12 protein-coding genes are annotated in these 18,155 nt (G+C 42.1%); 7 read left to right on the top strand and 5 right to left on the bottom strand.

Features of this window, described 5'->3' with window-relative positions; genetic code table 11:
* Positions 1-504: 504 nt before the first annotated feature.
* Positions 505-1,893, top strand: coding sequence for an LCP family protein (locus PUQ00_RS27465; protein ID WP_300422577.1), 1,389 nt, complete (start codon positions 505-507; stop codon positions 1,891-1,893).
* Between the two features lie 95 nt (positions 1,894-1,988).
* Positions 1,989-2,447, top strand: a complete 459-nt coding sequence (locus PUQ00_RS27460) for a hypothetical protein (RefSeq protein WP_300422575.1) — start codon at positions 1,989-1,991, stop codon at positions 2,445-2,447.
* 226 nt (positions 2,448-2,673) lie between these two features.
* Here PUQ00_RS27460 and PUQ00_RS27455 read toward each other — a convergent pair whose 3' ends face one another.
* Positions 2,674-2,868 carry a hypothetical protein gene (locus PUQ00_RS27455; protein WP_300422573.1) on the bottom strand — a complete coding sequence of 65 codons (195 nt, stop codon included), beginning with the start codon at positions 2,866-2,868 and terminating at the stop codon, positions 2,674-2,676.
* 458 nt (positions 2,869-3,326) lie between these two features.
* Entirely contained in the window at positions 3,327-4,274 is a 948-nt protein-coding gene (gene pip / locus PUQ00_RS27450; protein WP_300422578.1) for a prolyl aminopeptidase, read from the bottom strand.
* Between the two features lie 66 nt (positions 4,275-4,340).
* Here pip and PUQ00_RS27445 point away from each other — a divergent pair, with 66 nt between their 5' ends.
* Positions 4,341-5,465 carry an aromatic acid exporter family protein gene (locus PUQ00_RS27445; protein WP_300422572.1) on the top strand — a complete coding sequence of 375 codons (1,125 nt, stop codon included), beginning with the start codon at positions 4,341-4,343 and terminating at the stop codon, positions 5,463-5,465.
* Between the two features lie 224 nt (positions 5,466-5,689).
* Here the strand turns inward: PUQ00_RS27445 and PUQ00_RS27440 are convergent, their stop codons facing one another.
* Positions 5,690-7,423 (bottom strand): iron uptake porin, encoded by a 1,734-nt coding sequence (locus PUQ00_RS27440; RefSeq protein WP_300422570.1) that lies wholly within the window; start codon positions 7,421-7,423, stop codon positions 5,690-5,692.
* Positions 7,424-8,890: 1,467 nt separating this feature from the next.
* Between PUQ00_RS27440 and PUQ00_RS27435 the strand changes: the two genes are divergently transcribed.
* From PUQ00_RS27435 to PUQ00_RS27420, 4 genes are all read left to right on the top strand, one after another.
* Entirely contained in the window at positions 8,891-9,247 is a 357-nt protein-coding gene (locus PUQ00_RS27435) for a hypothetical protein (RefSeq protein WP_300422568.1), read from the top strand.
* Positions 9,248-9,528: 281 nt separating this feature from the next.
* Complete coding sequence (locus PUQ00_RS27430) at positions 9,529-11,748, top strand: peptidase domain-containing ABC transporter (RefSeq protein WP_300422566.1); 2,220 nt, start codon at positions 9,529-9,531, stop codon at positions 11,746-11,748.
* 54 nt (positions 11,749-11,802) lie between these two features.
* Positions 11,803-13,305 carry an HlyD family efflux transporter periplasmic adaptor subunit gene (locus PUQ00_RS27425; protein ID WP_300422564.1) on the top strand — a complete coding sequence of 501 codons (1,503 nt, stop codon included), beginning with the start codon at positions 11,803-11,805 and terminating at the stop codon, positions 13,303-13,305.
* 237 nt (positions 13,306-13,542) lie between these two features.
* Positions 13,543-13,725 (top strand): hypothetical protein, encoded by a 183-nt coding sequence (locus PUQ00_RS27420; RefSeq protein ID WP_300422562.1) that lies wholly within the window; start codon positions 13,543-13,545, stop codon positions 13,723-13,725.
* Positions 13,726-13,772: 47 nt separating this feature from the next.
* On the opposite strand, the gene pabB is transcribed toward PUQ00_RS27420, so the two are convergent.
* Entirely contained in the window at positions 13,773-15,965 is a 2,193-nt protein-coding gene (gene pabB, locus PUQ00_RS27415) for an aminodeoxychorismate synthase component I (protein WP_300422561.1), read from the bottom strand.
* Positions 15,966-16,518: 553 nt separating this feature from the next.
* Positions 16,519-17,979 carry a hypothetical protein gene (locus tag PUQ00_RS27410; protein WP_300422559.1) on the bottom strand — a complete coding sequence of 487 codons (1,461 nt, stop codon included), beginning with the start codon at positions 17,977-17,979 and terminating at the stop codon, positions 16,519-16,521.
* Between the last annotated feature and the right edge of the window lie 176 nt (positions 17,980-18,155).

Here is an 18,155-nt window from a genome sequence, read left to right as displayed (position 1 = left end):
ATTACTTTACTCATAGATTATATTCTTTGTCTTAACCGCCTTGGCGGTTGCTATATCACTTTGCTTGACGCGATCCCTTTTAGAAAGTAAACAGCAATGTCTCTCACAAACCTTGTAGCAAAAGCGTTTTACTGATTGTTGCTCAACTGGTTTATTATTTTTTAATTATTTGGTGAATATTTATGGAGGTAAACGACTACACTTTTTTACAACTTTTTTACACAGTTCAAAGTGACAAGCTAGATCCGTATCACCCTCAAAAATCATGGTATGGACGGATCACGGTAAGCGTCATCTAAGTGCCATATATTAGTCACAAAAATGCCATTGGCATAAGTTATTTTATAGATATTTTATTAAAAGTGTTGGTTGGTATTACTCCAAAGTCAGATAAGATTTTGGCTAAGAGGTAATTTGAGAGCCAGCTATTGTAGGTTAGCTTGTCTGTTTTAAATCCGAATGACAAGCACAAATTTTCTAGTGTGAGGAGTGAGTGTTAAAAGAATGCCAACAGGAGAAAACCATTCAGTGAAAGGCTTCAAAGGGGGCAACAAAAATACTAAAAAACTTACACTCGGACGTTGGCTGTGGTTTGGGGTAGGGATGAGTGCTGTGGCAATGATATCAGCGATCGCAGGAACCCTGTTAGCAGTTTCTTTCACCAGTAAACCTTTGCAGAAAACTCAGCTAAATCAACAACAGCAAGCAGTGTTTGATGGAGAGGGGATCACTGGGAGTGGACTACAATTTTCGGGATTAAGTCGCCCTGTGAACATTTTAGTTTTAGGGATGAGTGTGCTGCCACCAGATATTAAAAACCCGCCCCCTGAAAGCCTACATCTGAGATATCAGCCCGAGCTAAACTCCTTTGATGGTCTATCTGATGTCATGCTTCTACTGCGATTTGAGCCAGAAAAGAAAAAATTAATTATGCTTTCCATTCCTAGAGATACACGCATAGAGGTATCTGGACATGGTTTGACCAAAATTAATGCTGCCAATGTTTATGGTGGGCCGGCTTTGACCAGTACAACAGTCAGTAATCTCTTGGGTGGAGTGGGAATCGATCGGTACATCAGAATTAACGTTTTGGGAGTTAGCAAGTTAGTCGATGCCTTGGGTGGTGTGACAGTCTACGTACCAAAAAATATGAAATACCGAGATGATTCTCAGCATCTATACATCAATTTGAAAGCAGGCAAGCAACATCTCAACGGAGACCAAGCGCTGCAACTTTTGCGCTTTCGCCATGACGAGTTAGGAGACATTGGTCGCATTCAACGGCAGCAAATGGTGATTAGTGCCTTAACCGATCAAACGCTCAACCCAGCCACACTCACTCAACTGCCTAAAATTCTTGACATAGTTAAAGAACATATCGATTCCAACTTAACGGTGGAGGAATTAATGGCGCTGTTAGGTTTTATGGTGCAAACTACTCGTTCTAATATGCAGATGTTAATGGTGCCTGGTCGTTTTAGCGAAAAGAAAGAGTATGATGCTAGTTACTGGATACCAGACAGTAGGCGCATTCCTGCCATGATGGCTGAGTATTTTGATTTGGACTCAGCAGTAAAACCACAAGTAGCCCATCATCCAGCTAGTTTACGAGTTGCAATTCAAGACAGCACTGGCAGCAATCATGCTAACTTGCGTCCACTAATCAAAATCTTACAAGAAGCTGGCTATAGTAATATTTATGTTACCAAAAGCTGGGGTGAGCCTTTAGAAGTAACTCGGATTATTGCCCAACAAGGAGATAGTGATAGCGCTCAATCAATTCGCAACACTTTAGAATTAGGGGAAGTCCGAGTGGAAAGCACTGGCAATCTCTACTCCGATATCAGCATCCAGATCGGTAAAGATTGGTTGCAACTAAGAAAAAGTATCTAATCGCATTTAAAAACTTGGATTTGAGATTTGGAATTAGAAATCGCTTAAAATATTGGGAATTAAATATTAGAGGATGAGGAGCAGAATTAACGGCAATGAACAATCAACTTAAACGAACGTCACTCAGCATGGTACTGACATTATTTACAGTGCTGATCCTAAGTAGTTGTGCGAAGAAACCTGAAGAATCTACTAGTACTACGCCTCAAGCACCAACTGCTGTTGCTCCAGCTAGTCCTGCCTCTAGTACAGCAGCTAATCCTGCCTCTAGTACAGCAGCTAGTCCTATCCCTGGAAATACAACTTCTAGCTCTAAGAAGCCAGCATCGGCGGGGAATAAAACAGCAGTTTTAGCAGCAGCACAAAGTCTAGGAGTAAAACCGCAAAACGAAACAACTTGCCCAAGTAATGCACTGGTAAAAGGCAAGATTACAAATAAGAGAGGCAACATTTATCACCTTCCTAAAACCTTAGATTATGAAAAAGTCAAGCCGGATATTTGTTTTAAAGACCCAGCAACAGCACAACAAGCTGGTTTCCGTGCGCCTAAGTGATCTAAGGGACTCCAATTTAAAAAATATCCCATCGCTTTGAGGGCAGGGGGAGGGAAAGTGGTTTTGATGGGCGTGAAATTGGATAATTTATTTTCTGGAGTTCCCTAAACAGGGCAAAGGCAGTTGATTAAAACTGACCAAATCAATACATCCTGCTTTCGCTCCTGCTGATCGCCCCACCAATTCTGTTAAAATCGCGTCTGCGATCGCATACAAAAAAGCCCAGTCATCTCATAACTGGGCTTTTAGCTCTAAGTTCAAACTCACCTATGTCGATATGGTTGAGGGAGAGCCGTATCAGTTCCGGGCGGAAACTGCAAATGGGAAAGATTTTCGGGTGTTTGTTAATCCCTATACTGGAAAAGTGATAGGCGATCGCATCTGGGATGACACTTAGCTTGGCTTTACCTTTAAATTGCACTATGAACTCCTTATCTCGACCAATTTAGCGGCAAAGTGCTGCGAATACGAGATGCATTAAACCCAACCCGCGCTGAGGTTGTACTCAACTCATTTTCCCCGTTGCATTACGGTACATTTGGCGGCTTACTCACCTGTAGTCCTTACCTGTATTTTACGCTGCGATCACTTCGTCAGCTTTCAGTGTCTGTTTCTTCACTTCCCTGTACATCAGAGCAACCCGCATAAAATCGTCCAAGCCCACAGCTGCATCAACATACTCGGCATGACCGAAAGAAGATTTCAGTCACCCCACTGCCGTTTAATGTATTTCTCTTACCCTGCATGGGTTTTAGGCTTGTTTTACCCTCAAAAATGTTTAAGTCCCGATAGCGGGTATCACATGAATCCACGCCTAGAAGGCATGGGTGCGTCAAATTGGCTACTATGGCGAACTTCCCCGTCTCACAGGCTAAATATTCAACCGAATTCAATATTATCTGTTGCCTCAATCAAAGCACTGCAAATTCCTGGTTCACTCATCGAATGTCCAGCATCAGGAACCACTATAAATTCGGCTTCTGGCCAAGCGCGATGTAATTCCCAAGCTGATATCATTGGGCAGACTACATCATAGCGTCCCTGAACAATTACAGCCGGAATATGGCGGATACGGTGTACATTTAAGAGTAATTGATCTTCTGTTTCCAAAAATCCCTTATTCATAAAGTAATGGCATTCAATTCGTGCAAAAGCGGAAGCAAATTCACTCTCGCCAAATTTTTGCATGAGTTCTGGGTCTAAGAAAAGTCTACTAGTACTAGCTTCCCAAATTGACCAGGCACGCGCTGCTGTTAATTGAATTTCTAAATCTGGACTAGTCAACTGTTTGTAATATGCTGCGATCAGATCATCGCGTTCATCTACGGCAATTGGTTTAAGATATTCTTCCCAAGCATCAGGAAAAATATAGCTAGCACCCTCTTGGTAGAACCAGCGCAACTCTTTTTGCCTGAGCATGAAGATCCCACGGAGAATTAGCCCCGTGCATCGAGAGGGATGGGTTTGACTGTAGGCTAATGATAAAGTGCTACCCCAACTACCACCGAAGACCGCCCACTTTTCTATACCTAAATGTTGGCGCAGTTTTTCGATATCACTGACTAAATCCCAAGTGGTATTTTCTCGTAATTCCGCATGGGGCGTACTTTGACCACAACCGCGCTGGTCAAACATCACTAACCGCCATTTTTCTGGGTGGAAATATTGCCGATAAAAAGCTGGACATCCACCACCAGGGCCCCCATGCAGCAAAACGATGGGTTGACCTTGCGGGTTCCCTGACTCTTCAAAATGAATGGTATGAAGGTCGGAAACCTGTAAACTACCTTCTAAGTAAGGCTCGATCGCTGGGTAAAGTTCTCGCATTTTGCATATTTTATCAGTAATATTGTCATTGCGATCGCTTGCAGAAATCAAATAATCCCAATACCCATGATACAACCCTCCAATGAACTTCCACCTAAAGGGCGATCGCCCAGGCTGAGAATCATCAGAGTATTGCAAACTTGGGCTGTTACTCCCGATGGAATCTCAACAATTCTACTAGCGAAGATGGCATTCAAAATGGCGATCGCATCGGCAATTTCTTTTGAAGTTGCTCAGGCGTTGCGATGGGAGTATCCTTTCTATGCAGCGATTGCCGCCATCATTGTGATGTCATCTACTCATGGCAGCACTTTGTTACTAGGAATTCAACGAATAATTGGCACTGTGATTGGTGCCATCGGTGGAGCCATCTTTGCGGTTGCATTGGGTACCAATTTCTGGTCACTGGGAATCAGTGTATTTTTGACGATCTTTCTGACTTCTTATTGGAAATTCAATGAGGCGGCAAAATTGGCGGGGTATGTGTCAGCGATCGTCATTTTGAGTCACAGCCAATCTCCTTGGCTGTACGCCTGGGGCAGATTTCTCGAAACGCTCTTGGGTATTGGTGTGGCACTGTTGGTAAACAACTTTATTTTTCCTGCCTCGGCTGGAGTAGAACTGAGGCGTAATTTGTCGCAAACGCTAACTGATTTGGAGCAGTTTTATGAGTTGGTTGTGGACTCTGCTTTTACAGGAAATTACGATCGGCCCCGTGTGGATAAGTTGAAAAATAGTATCATTAGTTCACTGAGCAAAGGGCGATCGCTATGGCAGGAAGTCAGGCGGGGACAGACAAATGAACTGCCAGAAAAACGCGTCAATGAAGCCTGGGAGTTTCTCATCCGCCGCATTTGGGAACACATCTTGACAATGGAACATACCGTACTTGCTAGACAGCAGGATACTTTCTGGCAAATTCTCTCACCTCAAATTACTCAACTGGCACAAGAAACTCAAAGTGCAATGCTCACCCTAGCAACCGCAGTCAAATCGCACCAGCCTAATTTATCTCTGTCAGGAATAGAAGTTGCCCTTGCCAATGCTACAGAGCAATTAAATCGCCTGGAAGAAATTAAGCAGCAACATTACCCAATGGATGAGCTACTCCGATTTTTCACATTCTTCTACACGATGGAAGAAGTGGGCAGGAAACTGCAAAAAATGGCAGGTACGCTAATCAGCATTTAAGTTGCATAACACCAGGGATAGAGCCGCTTACTACATAGGCGTTCAATTCGCGCTGCCTGTAGAGCACAGGGGACTTAAACCCCCAAAGTTCGTTAAATATGCGTTATCCATAAACCTTGTAGAGACGTAGTACTGCTACGTCTCTACATTCATTTTCACTCCCATGTCTAAGGAGTATTTACAGCCTCTAACTGTACTACCCTACAGCAAATTGCTGTAAACCTTTAGAAAGTGAAGGTAGTTCTCAGCGTCCCAATAATTGCATCATCGTTGTTGCCTGGAAGTTGACCAGGATTGGTTAACCAAATTACCCCAGGAGTAATAGAAATGTTGTCGCTGACGCGATACTTATAGAAACCTTCAAAGTGGTATGGTTTATCACCAGTGTTACCTCCAACATATGGTTCAATACCGGCGAAAAGTCCTAAAACGTTACCCTTTTTACCCAAGTCTGGCAGGGCTACCCCAAGTCCATAACTCCAAACTTGACTATCATCATTAGCACCAAAGCCCCTGATGTCGCTGTAAAGCGCAAAGCCACTAATCGAAAGTTTGTCACTAGGTTTGAAAGCAGCCTCAAAGCCGTAGGAATTACTTGAATATGGATTGCCACCACCGACAAAGTTAGCTTGGGCAGTACCGACTACACCAGTTGTTGTACTCGCAGAGCCGGCATCGAATAATACAGTACCACCATTATGATAACCGTGGACGTAGGTTGCAGCTAAGGTGATGCGATCGCCTACTTTTAAATTCAACTGTCCTAAAGCAGCATAGTTACCCTCCAATAAACCCGTATTTAGACCAGGGTTATTCGCTTGAGATGCCAAGTAACCCAAGGTTAATGAAGGTTCAAAGCCACCGCCACCACTACCAAAGGCTAAGTTAACGCCCATACCAGCACCGCCGCCAATCCGATAGATTGGGCTTTCGGAAGCAAAGGTAGACAGAGCACCGTTACCGCCATCATAATCTTCAAAGTATGGGCTGACTGTAGGAACGTAATCGCTTTGAATACCTCCAGTCGCAGCTATGTAAACCTGGGAGTTGCCAATGGGGAAGTAATAAGACAACCAGTCTATATAAACACTGTTGTTCGTAGAAGGAGAGATGCTAATGGTTTGAGTCCCTTCAAATGTGCCACCTGGTAAAGCCAATCCAACTGCATTACCAGCTGCAAGCCTAGTATGCAAAGTATCTTTACCTGTAAAGCTGGTTTGCAAGTCTAAACGCACCCTGTCTTGGAAAACAGTGTTGTTGTTGTCGTTGTCGCCAAAGTTGTCGGTGACAGCGAAAACTGCTTCACCAACCAGTTTGGTTGTAGTGGAAAACTGATTTGCTTCTAGTTCAGCACTCCGTGCTTCTACAGCATCTACTCGACCACGCAGAGTTGCTAATTCTACCGAGAATTCCTCTTGCAAACGCTGGAGGGTCGCCAAATCCTGTTTTGACAACAAGCCAGAAGTTGCTGTCGCAATCAGTTCATTAACCCGATCTAAACAAGCATTCAAACCTGCGGCAAACTCATAACGGGTCAATGCTCGGTTGCCACGGTAAGTATTATTGGGGTATCCAGCAATACAACCGTAGCGCTCAACTAGAGATTGCAAAGCTTGGAATGCCCAGTCAGTCGGCTGTACATCAGAAAACTGAGAAACTGATGTGACTTGAGACATTGAATTCTGGTTATTGCCTTCGCTGTTGTAGCGGTTAACCTGTTCTAAAACCTTATTATCATTAGTCTTTTGGGCAATTAACTGCTGATTAACTTTTGGTTGCTCTGTTTGAATGAACATTGAAGCAGCAGAAGCTATTGGTGCTTCTGTCTGAACAACTTTTGCCTTTGTATCTTCAGAAGAGGGTGCGACTTCAGCAGCCATAGCCCTTGCGGAAACCAACACTGTCACTCCCAAAACTACTGGACTTAGTACCAGAGTTTTCCACAATAGATAAGACATTTTTTTATTTTCCTTTCCCAAAAAAGGCCCGAAATCAATGGCTTCAAGAAAAAGAGAACAAGCAGTTATTCTACTTGTTGGAAATCTTATCAGATTGCAGTGAACTAAGATATGTCTCACAAAATTTTCAGGAATGAAGAATCTTCAGGAGTGCTGTTAGCGGATAGTTAGGGTTTAGCCCGTGCTGAGTTCTAAGTAAGAAGTAGTACTTGTAAATCTTCCGACTCCGCACTGACTACTCAGAACTAATTAGACATCTCCGAAAAAGAATGTAGAGACGCGAAATTTCGCGTCTCTACAAGGGTTATAAATAACGCATATTTAATTTCTGGAGATGTCTATTTGATGCTGAGTCCAATTATTGTTACTGAGCTTCGCCTGCCTTGAGCCTGCCTAAGGGTCGAAGTATTGCTTTTTTTACTCACCACAACTAATATTTATTAATTACGCAGTTTTCTGCACAGGACTTACGCAATCAAAGCTTGAAACCTCGATCCCCCCTAACCCCCCTAACCCCCCTTAAAAAAGGGGGGAACTTGAAAGCCCCCTTTTAAGGGGGTTGGGGGATCTCTTCTGCGTAAGTCCTACTCCAATTAGGCGATGCCTACGCATTCATGCATTCTCCAGGTATCGAAACTGAACGCACATAAGCAGAAAAGGTGAATGTGTAATCTTAACTTCTAATTTAATGTATAACTCATCGCCAACAGTTATATTACTGGCCGCCTACCAATGAGGTAAGACAAGATTTATCCTTTGGAGAATGGGAAAACATCTGAATTTCAAGACAACAACTACACTCTTGGCAATCTATAGGATCTAGACCTGTATGTTGTGTAAATTTGAAGCAGATTTACTATTTTGAATCTCTCAAACATACTGCAAATTGATTATAAGGCAAGCACAATCACTTTTTAGTGCGTCAGGCAAGCTGTCAAAAGTCTTATCTGACAAGCCAAACGCTTAATTAAATCGGGTCATTTGACCCAACTTTATTTTCTCCCTAATAATTGAAAATAGAAAATGAAATACCACAGTCTTCTTCAATATAGTGAAGAAGGCTGTGGTGCTACAAGTAAGTAGGCAAAAATAAATGAAACTATGTTACGCAATCCAAAATTAATTAAATTGTTTCGTAGTCAGGGCTGATGCCCATACTAGAAACGTTGTTTGAAACCAAGCACGGAGAAACAAGGGTTTGAATATTTTCTCATGAGAGTAATAAGAGAACGTCACTTAGCTCTCCATAATTTTACTGTTAAATTTATTTTTTCTTAATAATCTAGCAATTAATTTCATGAAATACTACATAAGAGAGATTAATTAAAATTCATGAAGTACACAACCTAAGTCTTAAAGGCTGTTTTACTTCTAATTTTGCTGTATCTCAACAATGTACCAATGAGGCAAGGCAAGATTTATCCAAATACCTCTGCCTAAACTCAATTTAGATCAAGGAGAAAAATCATGTCAAACAATCAAGACATCTTACAAGGCTTTGGTTTGGTGGAAGAACTTGACGAACAAGCTGGTGAAACAATTACTGGCGGATACGAGGTGTTTACCGTTACAAACACAACGAAATACAATGTCTCGTACTCTGTCGATGGTACAAAAACAAAGCCACAGTTTGCAAAACCCGGTGGTTCTGCTGTATGGACTGCCTACAGCGGAGGAATCATTAAATTTGACACTGACGGTAGAGCGGGTTATGTGCAGGACAAATCATACAATTTGGCCAATGGTGGAAAATATGAATTTCAATACAACAACAACACTCCTGGTAATCCATACGATATAGACCTCTATAAGGTTGGGGGATAAATTTGAAGCAGATTTACTGTCAGGACTTACGCAAAAAGGCAGTGAAAGCCTTGATTTCCTGTAGGAGCAAGTCATGGATTGTCCGTACATTTCGGACTTGATGCCTAAGTCCTAACTGTTTTGAATCTCTTAAACATGCTGCAAATCGGTTATAAGGCAAGCGCAATGACTTTTTAGCGCGTCAGCCAAGCTGTAAAAAGTCTGATCTGACAAGCCAAATGCTCAATTAAGTCGGGTCATTTGACCCGACTTTATTTTCTGGCCAATAATTGCACTTGAAAATGAAATACCAGATTGTTCTTCAACACAGTGAAGAAGATTGTGGTGCTGCTTGCATTGCCACAATCGCCAAACATTACGGACGCACCTTTACCCTCAACCGCGTCCGGGAAGCGGTAAGTACCGGTTCGCGAGGCACGTCCTTATTGGGCTTGAAGCGGGGAGCAGAAACACTGGGATTTAATGCCCGTCAAGTCAAAGCTACTCCCCAACTCATCGACCAATTGCACCAAATATGCCTACCAGCCATCATTCACTGGAAAGGCAACCACTGGGTAGTGTTATACGGACAAAAAGGCAAAAAATACGTAATTGCCGACCCTGGTATTGGCATCCGCCATCTCACCCGTCAAGAATTAATGGCGGGTTGGGCTAATGGTGTGATGTTGCTTCTCGCTCCTGATGACAGTCGCTTTTATCACCAAGAGTCTGATAAAATCGGTGGTCTTGGGCGTTATATCCAACGAGTTTATCCCTATCGTTTTATTATTGCCCAAGCGATCGCCATCAACATCGCCATTGGAATCCTTTCTTTGGCTACTCCGTTTATGATGCAACTGCTGACGGATGATGTGTTGGTGCGAGGAGATACCCAACTGCTAACAACTGTAGCAATTGGGGTGATAACTATGAACCTGATTAGAAGTGTGATTGGCTTAGTGCAATCTCATCTAATTGGTCACTTTGGTCAAAGATTACAATTAGGGCTAATTCTGGAATATGGACGCAAACTCCTACATTTGCCTCTTTCCTACTTTGAAGCCCGACGCAGTGGGGAAGTTGTAAGCCGTATTTCTGATGTTCATGCCATCAATAATCTGGTTTCTCAAATTGTCCTCGGTTTACCCAGTCAATTTTTTATTGCTGTAGTTTCCTTAGCTTTGATGCTGTTCTACAGTTGGCAACTGACTTTAGCTTCCATCGCCGCTTTTCTCGTGATTACAGCTGTTAGTCTGCTGTTTTTACCAGCTATCCGCCACCAAACCCGCAATATGATTGTTTCGGGTACAGAAAACCAAGGCTTTCTCGTGGAAACCTTTCGTGGTGTCCAAGTGTTAAAAACTACCCAAGCCACACCCCAAGCTTGGGAAGAGTACCAAGGAAATTACGGTCGGCTGGCTAACTTGGGTTGGAGTACGATGAAATTAGAACTTTACAGCAGCACCCTCGTCGGTGTTCTTTCCACTTTCACTAATATTAGTATTCTCTGGATAGGTAGCAGCTTAGTAATTAATCAGACTCTAAGTATTGGGCAATTAATCGCCTATAACGGCATGAGTGGTAACTTTCTTGGCTTTCTGAGTTCTGCCATTGGCTTAGTTGATGAATTTATTACGGCTCAAATAGTCATTCAACGCTTAACAGAAGTCATTGATGCTACTCCAGAAGATGAAAATGATTTTAAAAAGCCTTGGGCAAAAATTCCTGGAGATGCAGAGATTACGTGTACTCAACTCAACTTCCACCACGCAGGTAGAGTTGATCTATTGTCAGATTTTTCCCTAACTATTCGCGGCAGTCAAGTAATTGCTTTAATTGGTAAATCTGGGTGTGGGAAGAGTAGCCTAGCTAAATTAATTACTGGTTTATACAAAAGCCAGTCGGGTAATATTCGTTATGGTCTTTACAACCAGCAAGATTTGTCTTTAGAATGTCTGCGACAACAGGTGGTGTTAATTCCGCAAGAACCACATTTTTGGAGTCGTTCAATTATCGATAATTTCCGCTTCAGCTATCCTGACATTAGTTTTGAAAGTATTGTCGAAGCTTGTCAGATTGCTGGTGCAGATGAGTTTATCAGCAAACTACCCGATAAATATCAAACTATTTTAGGAGAATTTGGTGCCAATCTTTCTGGGGGACAACGGCAAAGGTTAGCCATCGCTAGGGCAATAGTTACTCAACCCCCGATTCTAATTTTAGACGAATCTACAAGTGCCCTCGACTCGGTAAGCGAAGCCCAAGTATTAGATCAATTGCTTTACTATCGCCAGGGTAAAACTACTATTATGATTAGTCATCGGCCAAAAGTCATCCAGCGAGCCGATTGGATTGTCATGCTAGAACAAGGACGCTTACAAATTCAAGGTACACCAGAAGAGTTGCGTCAAATCAAAGGCGACCATTTAAATTTCTTAGATGATATTGTGACATCAAAAAATGATTTAGCGATCGCAGCTTCTGGTTCTTACCTTAACGGCAAGCCTGCTACCATTAATTAATTCGTAATTCGTAATTAATTAAATCGTATTTTTGTTTAATACTGGACTATAAGTATGGTAAATAACACAGATTTTGTATCTCCAATTAAAACAAACGAATTTTTACCACCAATTAGCCGTTGGACTAGCTTTGGTGGCATGATTATCCTTGGCATTCTCAGTTTAGCGATTCCCGTTGCTGCGATCGCTAAATATAAAGTCACAGTTAAAGGACAGGCCGTTGTTCGTCCAATCGGTGAATTGCGGATTGTGCAAGCCACAACCGAAGGTCAAGTAATGCATATTTATGTCAAACAAAATCAAGTTGTTAAAAAGGGAGATGCGATTGCAACCATTGACGATTCCCGTCTGCAAACTAAAAAAAGTCAACTGCAAACTAATATCCAACAAGGTAAATTACAACTGGTGCAAACCTATGCCCAGATTCAAGCCTTCAATAGTCAGATTCGCGCTGAAACCGACCGCATTCACCGGATTATTACAGGTGCCCAAGCCGAATTGAGCGGTCGCTACCGAGAATATCAAGATAAAAAAATTACTACTGTTTCCGAATTACAAGAAGCTGATGCCAATATCAGAATTTCTGAAAGAGAATTGCAGATCGGTAAGGAACAGCTAAAAACAGCACAAGCAAATCTTCGTGCCTCCGAAGCTGCCTTGGGTGCAGCCACATCGAAAGAAAACCGTTATCAGGCCGTAGCCGCAGTCGGTGCCCTATCTAAAGACCAATTTGAAGAGGCACAACTGCTTGTGAAACAGCAACAACAATCAGTAGAAGGGCAAAGAGCCGCCGTTGAGGGGCAAAAACAAACAATTGAACGCTTACAACAAGCACTATCTGCGACTGTAGCAAGACGAGAACGCGCCCAAACTGCCCTCAACCCTAGTAATGCTGAAGTTACTATTGCTACTGAGCGCATCGCCCAAGAAAAAGCCGCAGGAGAAAGCAACAAAGCAACTTTAGAAAAGGATCGCCAAGCTCTAGTTAAACAAAAAATTGAACTTGAAAAACAGCTAGAACGGGATACCAGCGAATTTAAACAAATAGAAACCGACTTAAGTCAAACCACTATTACAGCTACTGCTGATGGGATTATTTCTCAACTTAATCTCCGAAACTCCGGTCAAACCCTGCGTGCTGGCGAGGAAGTGGTGCAAATTGTTCCTAGCGATGTCGCTCAGGTTTTAAAAGCAGCAGTGGCATCTGAAGATAAGAACAAGTTAAAAATTGGTCAAAAAGTCCAAATGCGGGTTAGTGCTTGTCCTTACCCCGATTATGGTACGCTCAAGGGCAAAGTCCAAGCGATTTCTCCAGATGCAATTACTCCCCAAAAGAATAATAGCAATTCATCTAATGACACGTCTGTTAGTCGGCAAGCTCCAACGGCTGGTAGTTACTACGAAGTGACCATTGAACCGGAAAATATGATTTTAGGTAAAGGGAAAAATCAGTGTCACATTCAATTAGGAATGGAGGGTAGGGTTGATATCATTTCTCGCGAAGAGACTGTACTACAATTCTTCCTCAGAAAGGCCCGACTAATTGCAGATTTATAATGTTTTCGTTTTGCTAAAAAAAGTCGGGTTCAAAACCATAAAATACTCAGGGTAAATTCTCAGCAAATAATTAGACATTTGGTGACATTAAATATGCGTTATCCAGAACTCTTGTAGAGACGTAGCTACGTCTCTTATTTTTTGAGATTAGCTGATTCATGAGTGAATTTTACTCCATTTAGACACTAGTACCGCAAGGTGGAAGTCAAAAGTCACTCATTGGGCAGTATCGCCGAGATGAAAGCTTGGATTGCTAACAAAAAAGCGTCAGCCAGCTCGCTCGAAGAGTACGTTTACCACCAGTATATGTACGCGATGGTATCGGGTAAAGGCAAACTTGATCGCATTGAGAACGATCGCTATCCCCACATTAAACCCAAGACGGTTAAGCAATTTCTCAGCAAAGGAGATTCTGTTTAAACCGACTAATGAAAGTAATTTTAGTCCGTTGAAACGGACTTTTGCTATTAGCCAGTGACTTGAGTCACTGGCGGTTCAAGTATTTTCGTAATAGTTTTATAACTATCAACAGTCTTTGATTTTACTCCCGCAATATCATACCTGCCTGGCTCAAATGTTCCGTGCATCGTGAGAACGATCGCATGAATTAAGGCTTCCGCTTTCAGCAGCGTTTCTTGAAACTCTATCTCCGGCTCGGAAAGCGCCACAATCCCGCCACCGATACCAATAGAAGTTTGATTAGGAGTCAAAACAGCAGTGCGAATCACAATATTTAAATCGGCTGAACCATTCAATCCCAAAAAGCCGCTCGCTCCTGAATACACTCCCCGCGCCTCTTGTTCCAGTCGATCAATAATTTGCATGGTTCTGAGTTTGGGCGCACCTGTCATCGAGCCTCCTGGAAATGAAGCCTGCACGCAATCTATTGCTGTTAAATCTGGTCGCAAATGCCCGCGTACTGTTGTTACCAGTTGATGCACTGTTGCATAAGTTTCTACATCCATTAACTTCGGTACGTGAATGCTACTGACTTCACAAACTCGTCCTAAATCATTGCGTAACAGATCGACAATCATCAGATTCTCAGCCCTGTCTTTTTCGCTGTTGCGTAACTGTTCTTTGAGGATAAAATCTTCTTGAGGGAGTTTTCCGCGTCTCAGGGTTCCCTTAATCGGCTTAGTTTCTACCCAACCCTGCTGATCAATCCGCAGAAATCGCTCTGGAGATGAGCAGGCGATCGCAATCTCACCAAAGCGCAAAAATGCCGCATAGGGGGCAGGATTGAGCCGACGTAATCTGCGGTAGAACGTCAATGGATCGGGGGTTATATCAGTATGAAGCTGATTTGTGAGGCAAACTTGATAGGTTTCTCCTTCATAAATTTCCTCTAAGCAATGGTGAATATCATTAATATAAGTCTGGTAAGTACGACTTAAACGAAACTTCACCGGCTGACTATTTCCTTGAGGTACAAGGGGAGTCAGAGCACTCAGGGTTTCGAGTTGTTGTTGGATAGTATCAAACCAAGTTTCTACCTGTTGTGTTTGTCCTTTTTTGATTAATTGCAACAAATAAACACACTGTTCTTGGTGATCGATGGCAATCATGCGATCGGCAAATAAGAAAATTGCATCAGGTAATGGTGAAGAATGCACCAATGACGATCCAGATGCCTTGAGTTCATAGCCAAAATAGCCAACAAATCCACAGTTAAAATCAAAGGGTAAATCATCAGCTTGGCAACTTCGGAGGTCAATTTCTCGTTTGAGATAGTCGAAAATACTTTCGCTGCGATGGGTAACACAATCTAACTGTGCGATCGTCAATTCTTGCGTTTGGGTATGGTAGCGCACCAAAAGGCTATTTTCGCCGTTGCCATCGCCCATAAACGAGAAGCGAGATAAACCCGGTTCCACACGGCTACTGTCTAACCAAAAGGCATTTGCTGCTTGCCGAAATAAATGGACAAATATTTGTTCTGTGTTCGGGCAAATATCCAGTTTGCGCCGATGAAGTTCAAACTTCTCTTGCTGTTTTTGATCGGGTTCATCGATAGGAGGAGCAATAAATCCATATCCAGTCCAATACCGCTTTTCTGAACTTTTTGATGATTTATCTATAAATTGCAGCGTGATATCTCTAAAGTTTTCTAGCAATGTTTGTCCATATTCTGTACAGATAGACTCTGGGTGAAACTGCACACCCCAAAAAGGTAGATGGCGATGACGCAATCCCATCACCAGTCCTTCCTCAGTCCAAGCAATTTTTTCTAAGCACTCAGGTAATTCATCAGCAACTATCAAGGAGTGATAGCGGACCACAGAAAACTGACTGGGAATGCCTTGGAATAATTTGGAATTATTATGATAAATTTTACTGAGTCTACCGTGTCGAACTTCCGGTGCATGAATCACTCTTCCACCATGTAGGTAGCCAAGTCCTTGATGTCCCAGACAAACTCCCAACAAAGGCATATCCGCATTCTCAATTATCTGTCGACAGACTCCAAAATCTTCTGACCTTTCTGGACGACCGGGGCCAGGTGAAATCACAATGTTGTCAAATGGAATTTCTTTCAATTCATTCCAGTTAAGCTGATCATTAGGAATTACCAAAGGCAGTTCCCCATTTACCTCGGCAATCATCTGGTAAAGATTAAAGGTATAAGAGTCATAGTTATCAATAATTAATGTTTGCATACATCCTAAATTAACTATTATATAGAACGTTTTTGCACTTAGAATAGTACCTAGATAAGTTATCTGCTACTTTAAAATTTTTGGTTCTATCTTTGTTAATAAATGATGCTGTCATGCACTTTGCAGTTCTTGATTCTGGTTTTGCAGGTACTTCTCAATGACTATTTCCAGATTTTTTTAGTTAATCTTGTCCCTACTTTCTGTCAAATATCCTACCATAAGGCAATACAGTTAAGTTAAGCATTTCTTCCTTCTCTCGGTGTCGCGCCAGTTGCTACAACGGGGGGAACCCCCCTTCGGGTTCAGCAGTTCCTCATGGGGGAAACCCCCAAGACCGGACTGCCTCACCGCAACGCACTGGCTTCTCCGCGCCTCTGTGGTTCGTTATTTTTTATTTGGAAGTGCCCTAACTGCGTACAATTTTAATTAATGTATGCTAGGCAATCCTGAATCATTCGTAAGAAACATCCCCGACTTCTCGAAGAAGTCGGGGATCTGAATTAAATAGGATTGCGTAAAGTCTTGCAGATGGCTTGTTTACCAAAGGTCACATTTATAGAATAATTTCGCTCGATTTTGTGCCATTTCTGGACTTCACCTTCTTATTCTTCACCCTGATTTGTGGTAAATCCTTTTTATCTTTGTAAAAGTAACAGATTTCCACTAGAGTTGTCCATATTTCTAGAGAACCGTGAAATTGGCTAATGACATCATCGATAATTCTGGAAACGTTTTGTTGAAAAAAGTCTGGTTCAAACCCATAAAATGCTCTCGATAAGTTCTCTGCAAAAAATTGCAAGGACTGCTTACGTTCTTCATTCTGGGTAGACATTGAGGCTTTGACTACCTGGCTGTGGATAGCAGAGATTTTTTCCAGGATTTCTTCCGAGTCTAGCAACGTCACCTCGCCAGAGTAATCAAACTTGATTCCCAGATCATCAAGATGATAAACACTGCTTTTAATCTTCTTTTTCAGCAGGCTACATATTTCCTCATTGAAGAGTTCACTGGCCAGAGGATTACGCATATAGTTATTTCTAATGTGGTTTTGCACAGCATCAACGTGTGCAGCCACAATCCCCTCTTGCTGTATCCAAATCCTGTAGATATAATCTTCAAACCTCAGCCGAGTTGGGAAAAATGGTGGTAAACCTAGCTGATTATCATATCCAGCGACTCCACAATCCATTCGCCAGTTTTTGTTAGTAATGACAGGTCGAAAATTGGTGAGAATATAAAAATCATTCAGGTCATTTGGACTTATTTGGTTTTCATCATTGAGATACATCTGAATAAAATCAAGTGTATCGATATCATTAGTTCCTGTGCGAAAAGTCTGGGCAATCTTGACGATCGCATTATTTAATACTCTCCCCTCTTGTAATAAAAGGCTGTTTTCCCGAAAGTAACCCTTAGTCGTGTTAGTTTCTAAATCCATTGCTGTATCAACAACCAATTCTCCAGCCTCAAAGTTTTCCGGTACATGGCTGGCTTTTTGACCTAGAACATCAGCAAAAGCTGTGAGTAAGTCAAAAGATTTATGGATGTAGCCGCCTTGTTGATTTGACTTGATTAATTTACCTCGACATATTTCATCGCCTGTTAAAGATTCTGGGCTAGTTTCAATTAATGCATCTGGTCGCATATCGTCATCTGCACTAACCATTAAATGACCAAGAGTATACATCAGCGTAAAGTTGCGATTTCCTCCATAACTAGGTCTAAATAAGTTTTTGACTAGTGATTCCAGCTTGCGATCGCGCAGTCTTTCATTTAAAAATGTAATAAATTCTTCTTTCTGTTGGGGGCCGACATAAAACACGTCATTAACTGTCTTAGTCTGTTCTAAAATCGGATAATATTTCTCATGGTTGGCAATGCTGGAATCATCAAAGACGATAATTTTTAAAGCATGACCATTTGCCCAGAAATTCTCATCATACTTTTCGATGGTCTGTGCTACATCTCTCAATCGATGAGTCGGAATAACAAATATCGTCTCTTTTTGTTTCATAAAATGTGTTTAGGTTTATCAAACAGAATTCAGGAGTCAGAAGTCAGAATTCAGAATGAATTCTGTACGACTGGTGGATGAATAATCGGCGTTTTTACACCCCCACCAAATTGAAAATTTGGTGGTCAACAAGAAAGTCGCGGGTCTGAATCCCCGACTGATAGCGTCACGCTTTC

The organism is Nostoc sp. S13, assembly GCF_029379315.1.
GTDB lineage: Bacteria > Cyanobacteriota > Cyanobacteriia > Cyanobacteriales > Nostocaceae > Nostoc.
The sequence above is the reverse complement of the archived record's forward strand: the minus strand, read 5'-3'. Positions and strand labels throughout refer to the sequence as shown.

Coding starts and splice junctions, on each gene's coding strand:
- PUQ00_RS27425 (WP_300422564.1), top strand. CDS start 11,803: ATGGTAAATAACACAGATTTTGTATCTCCAATTAAAACAAACGAATTT.
- pip (WP_300422578.1), bottom strand. CDS start 4,274: ATGCGAGAACTTTACCCAGCGATCGAGCCTTACTTAGAAGGTAGTTTA.
- PUQ00_RS27445 (WP_300422572.1), top strand. CDS start 4,341: ATGATACAACCCTCCAATGAACTTCCACCTAAAGGGCGATCGCCCAGG.
- PUQ00_RS27420 (WP_300422562.1), top strand. CDS start 13,543: ATGAAAGCTTGGATTGCTAACAAAAAAGCGTCAGCCAGCTCGCTCGAA.
- PUQ00_RS27430 (WP_300422566.1), top strand. CDS start 9,529: ATGAAATACCAGATTGTTCTTCAACACAGTGAAGAAGATTGTGGTGCT.
- PUQ00_RS27410 (WP_300422559.1), bottom strand. CDS start 17,979: ATGAAACAAAAAGAGACGATATTTGTTATTCCGACTCATCGATTGAGA.
- PUQ00_RS27465 (WP_300422577.1), top strand. CDS start 505: ATGCCAACAGGAGAAAACCATTCAGTGAAAGGCTTCAAAGGGGGCAAC.
- PUQ00_RS27460 (WP_300422575.1), top strand. CDS start 1,989: ATGAACAATCAACTTAAACGAACGTCACTCAGCATGGTACTGACATTA.
- PUQ00_RS27440 (WP_300422570.1), bottom strand. CDS start 7,423: ATGTCTTATCTATTGTGGAAAACTCTGGTACTAAGTCCAGTAGTTTTG.
- pabB (WP_300422561.1), bottom strand. CDS start 15,965: ATGCAAACATTAATTATTGATAACTATGACTCTTATACCTTTAATCTT.
- PUQ00_RS27435 (WP_300422568.1), top strand. CDS start 8,891: ATGTCAAACAATCAAGACATCTTACAAGGCTTTGGTTTGGTGGAAGAA.